This is a genomic window from Pseudomonadota bacterium, from assembly GCA_016927275.1.
Taxonomy (GTDB): domain Bacteria; phylum UBA10199; class UBA10199; order 2-02-FULL-44-16; family JAAZCA01; genus JAFGMW01.
The window spans coordinates 1-7,566 of the sequence record JAFGMW010000106.1; the positions used below are offsets into that span (position 1 = coordinate 1).

The following is a 7,566-nucleotide window of genomic DNA, read 5'->3' on the forward strand; positions in this document are numbered from 1 at the left end:
AGTCACGAGTCACCGAATCTACGGGAGATTTCATGGCTACATCGGCAATATGCGCAGGGAGCTTCGATCCGCCAACCGACGGGCACCTGAACATCATAGAGCGGGGGCTCAAGGTCTTCGACAGGATCATAGTCGCGGTCGCGGTGAACACGCGCAAGGAGCCGATCTTCACCGCAGACGAGCGCACTGGAATGCTGCGCGAGATATTCAAGGGGGAGGAGCGGGTGTCCGTGGACGGGTTCGAGGGGCTGCTCGTGGACTACGCGCGCTCAAAGGGAGTTTACACGATACTGAGGGGGCTGAGGACCATGGGCGACTACGAATACGAGTCCCAGATGGCGCTCGCCAACAAGACCCTCGACCCGGAGATCGAGATCCTCTACATGATGACCGAGGGAAAGTACGCGCACCTGTCCTCCTCCATCATAAAGGAGATACTCCAGTTCGGCGGCAGCGGCTGCGGGATGATACATCCTGTCGTTGAAAAGGAGTTAAAGAAGAAGCTGAGAAGCTAAGAAGCTAAGAAGCTGAGAAGCTGAGAATACAGGAAAGTGGGAAGGCATGATCAAACTTTCGCAGCGCGCAATGGCAATGCAGCCGTCGGCGACCCTCGGCATGGCCGCCAGGGCCAGAAAGCTCGCCGCCGAGGGCGTGGACATAGTGAGCTTCGCGGTCGGGGAGCCCGACTTCGACACCCCTGCTAACATCCGCGAGGCGGGGAAGCGCGGCATAGACGAGGGGCTCACCCGCTACACCCCGAGCGCAGGGATCCCCGAGCTGCGCGCCGCGGTGCGGGAGAAGCTCTCCCGCGACAACGGCCTGGACTACGCCGTCGAAGAGATAGTGATCACCTGCGGCGCGAAGCAGGCGATATACGATGCGCTGCAGGTCATCGTGGACCCGGGCGACGAGGTGATCGTCCCCGCGCCCTACTGGGTCTCCTACCCCGATCAGGTCATGCTCGCCGGAGGAGTCCCGCGGGTGCTCGCCACAGAGGAGTCGAACGCCTTCAGGATCATGCCGGAGGCGCTGGCCGAAGCCATCACGCCGCGCACCCGCGCGATCGTGCTCAATTACCCGTCGAACCCCAGCGGCAGCTCCTACGGCGCAAAACAGCTCGCCGCCATTGGAGAGGTCCTGGCCGACCGCGGCGTTGCGATCATCTCCGACGAGGTCTACGAGAAGCTGCTCTACACCGGGGAGCCCCACGTCTCCATCGCAAAGGCCTGCCCGCGATGCAGGGAACTCGCCGTCGTGGTCAACGGGGTCTCCAAGACATACGCAATGACCGGCTGGCGCATGGGATATGCGGCCGGCCCCAAAGAGATCGTCTCAAAGATCGGCGAGATCGTCGGCCAGCAGAACTCCGGCATACCGGGATTCGTGCAGAAGGCCTGCGTGGAGGCGCTGACCGGGCCGCAGGAGGAGATCAAGCGGATGCGCGCCGAGTTCAGGGCGCGCCGGGACCTTATGCTCGAGGGGCTCGCCTCGATCCGCGGCATGCGCTGCCACGTGCCTGACGGCGCCTTCTACCTGCTGCCCAACGTCGGGGAGTGGATAGGCCGCAGCTGGAAGGGCAGACGGATCGCGGACGCCTCTGCGCTCGCCGACTTCCTGCTCGACGAGGCCCACGTGGCGACGGTCGGCGGGGACCCCTTCGGAGCCCCCGGCTTTATCCGGCTCTCCTACGCCACCTCCCGCCAGAGGATCGAGGAGGGCGTGACCAGGATATCCAAGGCCCTCTCAAAGCTTGCATAGCACCCCATAATCTGCAATCTAAGGCACCGTATTTGACGGTTCACCGGTCACGAGTCACGAGTCACGAGTTACGAGTCACGAGTTACGAGTCACGGCTCAAGGAGGAACACATGGATTTCTGGAGAAACGAGACGGACATGAAGGCCGCCTGCGCAGGCGCCTTTGACATCGAGGCGGGCAAGCTCGTCGTGAAGGACGAGCAGCGCTTCCGCCACGAGATCATGGACAAACTCGTGTGGACAGCGGTCTTCTGCGACGACGAGCACACGAAGAACGTGGCCCGCTGGGTGATCTGGGAGGGCTCGCAGGCGCTGTCCTGCCCCTCCGCCTCGATCCACGACATGTACATGGCGCGCGCGAAGGACGCGTGGAAGGACATGACCGTGCCGGCGATAAACCTGCGCGGGCTCACCTACGACGCCGCGCGCACCATCTTCAAGACCCTGAGAAAGCACGACGCCTCAGCCTGCATCTTCGAGATCGCCAAGTCGGAGATGGGCTACACGGCCCAGAGGCCTGCGGAGTACGTCTCCTGCGTGCTGGGGGCGGCGCTGCGCGAGAACTGGAAGGCCCCGGTATTCATCCAGGGCGACCACTTCCAGACGAGCGCGAAGAAGTTCGCCGAGAACCCGCGCGCGGAGATAGACGCCATAAAGGAGCTCATCACCGAGTCGGTGAGCGCCGGCTTCTACAACATCGACATCGACACCTCGACGCTCGTGGACCTCAAGAAGGACACGGTCATGGAGCAGCAGAAACTCAACTTCGAGACCGCCGCCGAGCTCTCGATGCATGTGCGCGCGTGCCAGCCGAAGGACGTGAACATATCCATCGGCGGCGAGATAGGCGAGGTGGGCACCCAGAACTCCACGCCCGAGGAACTCGCGGCCTTCATGGAGGGGTACAACAGGGCCATGGGGAGCACAGGCCCGGGCATCAGCAAGATCTCGATACAGACCGGCACCAGCCACGGCGGGGTGCCGCTGCCTGACGGCTCCGTCGCGGACGTGAAGCTGGACTTCGGCGTGATCGACAGGCTCGGAGACATGGCGCGCCGCCAGTTCGGCATAGGCGGCGTGGTCCAGCACGGGGCGAGCACGCTTCCCGAGGCGGCGTTCGACAACTTCCCGAAGCACCAGGCCATGGAGGTCCACCTGGCCACCGGCTTCCAGAACACCATCCTCGACTCGACGGCGTTCCCCAAGGGCCTCAAGGACAACATCTACAAGTGGCTGGACGAGCACTGCGCCAAGGACAGGAAACCGGACATGACGAAGGAGCAGTTCTACTACAAATCGCGAAAGAACGCCTTCGGCCCTTTCAAGCGGGAGATGTGGTCGTTCACAGACAACACCAAGAGCGCGCTCATGAGCGAGCTGGCGCGCCAGTTCGACATGCTCTTCACAAAGCTCAGCATCAAGGGGAGCTGTGCGGTGGTGGAGAAGCTGGTTGAGCCGGCCGCGGTCCACCACCAGTACCCGGTGCCCGGCAAGAGCTCCGCAGTTGCAGACGTGGGCTCGGACAACCCGAACGCGGACTGATCGGAGAGAAGCGAAATAAAAAACCCCGGGCGCTCTGCCCGGGGTTTTTTATCAGAACCCCCTGTCCTGGCAGCCGTTGGACCAGAACTTGAGGCGGCTGATGAGTCTGCAGTGGAGATCGTCGACCACCGCGTACAGGGGCGGAGTCACCAGCAGCGTGCATGCGGTGGCGAAGGCCAGCCCCCAGCCGAGCGAGAGCGCCATGGGCTTGAGGAACGGGTCGGACCCCATGACGCCGTAGGCGACCGGGAGTATCCCGAAGATCGTGGTGATCGTCGTCAGCAGTATGGGACGGAGCCTCAGGCGCCCGGCCTCCACGATCGAGTCGCGCACGCTCATGCCGTTCTTCCGCGCCTTGTTTATGAAGTCCATGAACACAATGGAGTTGTTGACCACGACCCCCGAGAGCCCGACCACCCCCATCATCGCGAGGAAGCTCTTGGGCTCGGCGTGGAATATGAACGTCCACGTCACGCCCACGAAGCCGTAGAGCACCGCCAGCAGCACTACGACCGGCTGCAGCAGCGACTGGAACTCGAAGACGAGGATCGTGAAGATGAGCAGCGCAGCGATGATCATGGCTATCTTGAGGTCGGCCATGGACTCCTGGGTCTTCTCCCACTCGCCGCCGAAACTTATGATGACGCCCGGGTGCTCCTTCGGGACGTCGGCGAAGCGCGAAGCTATCGCCTTCGTGGTCCCGACCGAGGTGGCGAGATCCTCGTCCACGTTCGCGGTGACGGTGACGGTCCTCTTGCGCTCGTAGTGCCTGATCGCGTTGATGCCCCTCTTCTCGCTCGGGGTCGCCACCTGCGTGATGGGTATGAGATAGCCCTGCGGGTTGGGGATCAGCACCTTGTCGAGCGAGCCGGGCCTGTACCGCCACGAATCCGGGAAGCGGACCCTCACGTCTATCTCCTCGTCCGAGCGCTTGATCGAGGTCGCGATCGTCCCCTCGAAGGCCGATCTCACGGCGAGCGCCACGTCCTCGACCGTGATGTCCGCCCTGGCGGCCTGCCTCTCGTCCACGTCCACGTTGATCTCGCCCTTGCCCTCCTCGTAGTCGTCCCTTATGTCCGAGACGCCGGGGACCCCGGCCAGAAACGCCTTGATCTCGTCCGCTATCGCGTCGAGCTCGTCCAGGTCCTCTCCGCGTATCCTCACCGACACCGGCTTGCCCACCGGCGGTCCCTGGCGCACGTTGTCGAATGTGATCTCCGTGAATTCGGCGAATCCCTCTGTGGCTTCCCTCAGCCGCGCGATCATCTCGTCGGAGGTCATCTTGCGGTCTACCTCCGGCTTCAGAAAGATCTGCATCTGGGCGAGGTGGCTGGCCCGCTCCGCAGCGGGGTCGCCCGAGTCCTGCTGGATGACGCCGACCTGTGTGACGTAGTCGTCCATCTCGGAGGCCGGGATCTTCGCCACCTCCGCCTCTATCCGTTTCATCATCTCCTCGGTCCTCTCCACCGGCGTGCCGATCGGCGCCTTGGCCCTTATGAAGAAGGCGTCGATCCCTCTCTGCGGGAACAGGACGAACGGGAGGCGGAACAGCCCTATGTAGAGAGAGACCGCGAAGAATATTGAGACGATGCCGATGAAGCGCCAGCGCATCCGTATGAGCCGCTCGATCAGCCCCACATACCCTTCAGCGAATCGGCCGAAGAGGCGGTCGAAGATGCCCCTGTGGAGGCGGCCCAAAAACTTCGAACGGGGCAGCCGCTCGATGGTCACGATGTGCGCGGGCAGGATGACGAACGCCTGAAAGAGCGAGGCGGTCAGCGCGATGATGACCACAAGAGGCATATAGAGCACGAATTTGCCGATGATGCCGCTCATGAACATGAGCGGCGCAAACGCCACGACCGTGGTGAGCACCGTGGTGAGCACCGGCGCCCATATCTCGTCGGAGCCCTCGATCGCGGCCTCCTCGACCGAGTCTCCGCCCGCGATCCTGCGGTGCACGTTCTCAGCTATCACAATCGCGTCGTCCACGAGCATGCCCAGCACCATGATCAGCGCGAACATGGTGAGCATGTTGATGCTCATGCGCGAGTAGTACATGGCGATGAACGTTATGAGCAGCGCCGTGGGTATGCCGATCGCAGTGACGATCCCCGCGCGCAGCGAGAGGAACAGAAAGAGGCAGATCACGACGAGGGTCACTCCGACCCATCCGTTGCCCACGAGCACGTCCAGCCGCCTCTGCACGTACACGGACATGTCGTTGACGATCTTCATGTCCAGGCCCTCGGGCGCGATCCTGCGGTAATCATCTACCAGCCGCTTGACCTCCTCCACCATGGTGATCACGTCCGCCGACTCCTTCTTGACCGCGACGAGGTTGATCGCCCTGTGGCCGTTGGCCCTGTGGATCTGCTGCCACGGCTCGAAGTCGTCGGAGACCTTCGCTATGTCCGAGACCTCCACCCAGTGTCCCAGCTCGTTGGCCCGCAGTATCACCCTCTCTATCTCTGACGCGCTCTCGAACTCGCCGGTGGTGCGCAAGAGCCTCTCCACGCCGTCGCCTATGACGCTGCCGCCGGGGATGCTCACGTTCTGGCTCTTGAGCGAGTGGATCACCTCGGCGAGCGACAGGTTGTAGCGCGACACCTCGTCGGGGTCGACCTCGACCCATATCTCCTGGTCGCGCCAGCCGTTGCGGTCCACGCGCGAGATGTCGGATAGGTCCAAGAGCCTCGTCTCCATCTCCCTGGCGCTCTCCACCAGCACCGCCTCCGGGATGTCGCCCGACAGCGAGACCTCGACCACCGGGTGGTCGCGCATCTGGAGCTCGTTGACCAGCGGCTTGTCCTTGAGGTCCGACGGCAGGTCCTCGGCGTTGTCCACCGCGCGCTGGATGTCGTTGACCACCTTGGCCTTGTCGCGCGCGTCCGGCTCGATCTCGATGAGTATGGTGGCCAGACCCTCGATGGAGGCGGAGTTCATCTCCTTTATGTCGCTGACCTCCTTGAGCTCCTTCTCTATGGGGATCGTGATGAGCTTCTCTATCTCCTGGGGGGTGGCGCCGGGATAGCTCGCGTTCACTATTACGAGGTCCAGGTTGACGTTCGGGAATATGTCCCTGTTGAGCCCGGAGATGGCCATGACGCCCGCCACCAGGATCACCACTGTGATGAGGTTGGCGAGCAGAGGCTGCCTGACCGAGAACTCGAATAGCTTTCTCACCTGCCCACCTCCGTGCTCTCGACTATGCCGCCCCGTTCGGCCACCATGTCTCCGAGAGCGAGCCTGAGGTCCAGCATCGCCTTCTTGTAGGCGAGCCACGCCTCGAAGAGGTTGCGCTGGGTGTCGACGGTGTCATCCTGGTATCGCTTCACCGTGTCGGAGGACGAGCGGCCGAGCCTGTACTTGCCCAGCTCGAGCCTCTGCTTCTCGAGATGCATGGCGAGCGCCTTCTGGGTCTGCTCCACGATCGTGAGCCTCTCGCCTATGGCCACCGCGAGCCTCGCGATCTCGTTGGCGATCCTCTTCTCCAGGTCCTTCGCCTCGTAGACCGCCCTCGCCCGCTCCGCCTCGGCCCTGCGCGCGCCCGCCCGGGCGGCCCGGTTCTCGATCGGCACGGAGAGAGAGAGCCCCGCTGTGAAGTTGGGGCTGTCCATGTCCGAGAGCGCGTCGCCATAGCTGCGGTCTATCTCGTTGAGGTCCAGCGTGGAGACGAGATCCAGCTGCGGCCAGCGGCTGTTCTTTGCCATCTTCACCCTTATCCTCTGTCGCTCGATCTCCTCAAGCGCCGCGAGGTAGTCGCCGCGGCTGGACATGGCGCGCGAGATCATCTCCTCCACCGGCTCGGTCTTTTTTATTCTCGGCGGATAGTCGCGCCCGAGCGAGAGCTCCTCATGCGGGTCCAGCTCCAGGTCGTTTCTGAGCGCCTCCTCCGCCACCTCCTCCAGCTCCCTGTAGGCGCTGAGCTCGTTCTGCCTTCCGAGGAGGTTGGCGCGCGCAGCGAGCACGTCCGTCTCCTCGGCGGTGCCGAGCTTTCGCTCCTCGAGCGTCGTGCCCAAGAATTCGCGCGCGAACGATATTGCGCGCTCTATGGACTTCATGTGCTCGCGGATGAAGAAGAGCGCCCAGTAGTCCTGCAGCGCCTCGTACACGAGCTTGTCGACCTCGCGGCGCACCGCCTGGTCGGCCGCCGCATAGGCCCGCTTCGCCTCGTTCACCGCCCCGCGGTCGTTCATGCCGAAGGCGTTCTTCATCAGCGGCTGCTGGAGGCTTATCCCGAGTATCGGCTCGTATCTGCCGAACG

General features: G+C 63.3%; 5 protein-coding genes. 3 read left to right on the plus strand and 2 right to left on the minus strand.

Translation table 11 applies throughout. The annotated features are described in order from the left end of the window. Window positions 1–32 precede the first annotated feature (32 nt). The 3 genes from coaD to JXA24_07475 all read left to right on the plus strand — a co-directional run bounded on the left by coaD (window position 33) and on the right by JXA24_07475 (window position 3,299). Window positions 33–515: a pantetheine-phosphate adenylyltransferase gene (coaD, locus tag JXA24_07465; GenBank protein MBN1283591.1), complete on the plus strand. Its 483-nt coding sequence runs from the start codon at window positions 33–35 to the stop codon at window positions 513–515. Window positions 516–564: 49 nt separating this feature from the next. After that, entirely contained in the window at window positions 565–1,758 is a 1,194-nt protein-coding gene (locus tag JXA24_07470) for a pyridoxal phosphate-dependent aminotransferase (protein MBN1283592.1), read from the plus strand. 110 nt (window positions 1,759–1,868) lie between these two features. Further along, the gene (locus JXA24_07475) at window positions 1,869–3,299 is read left to right on the plus strand and encodes a class II fructose-bisphosphate aldolase (protein ID MBN1283593.1); all 1,431 of its coding nucleotides are present in this window, start codon (window positions 1,869–1,871) and stop codon (window positions 3,297–3,299) included. Window positions 3,300–3,350: 51 nt separating this feature from the next. Here JXA24_07475 and JXA24_07480 read toward each other — a convergent pair whose 3' ends face one another. Together JXA24_07480 and JXA24_07485 are read right to left on the minus strand one after the other, a co-directional pair. Continuing rightward, complete coding sequence (locus tag JXA24_07480; protein ID MBN1283594.1) at window positions 3,351–6,485, minus strand: efflux RND transporter permease subunit; 3,135 nt, start codon at window positions 6,483–6,485, stop codon at window positions 3,351–3,353. After that, window positions 6,482–7,566, minus strand: a 1,085-nt coding sequence (locus JXA24_07485; GenBank protein MBN1283595.1) for a TolC family protein, incomplete at its 5' end; no start/stop codon positions are given. The genes JXA24_07485 and JXA24_07480, both read right to left, overlap by 4 nt.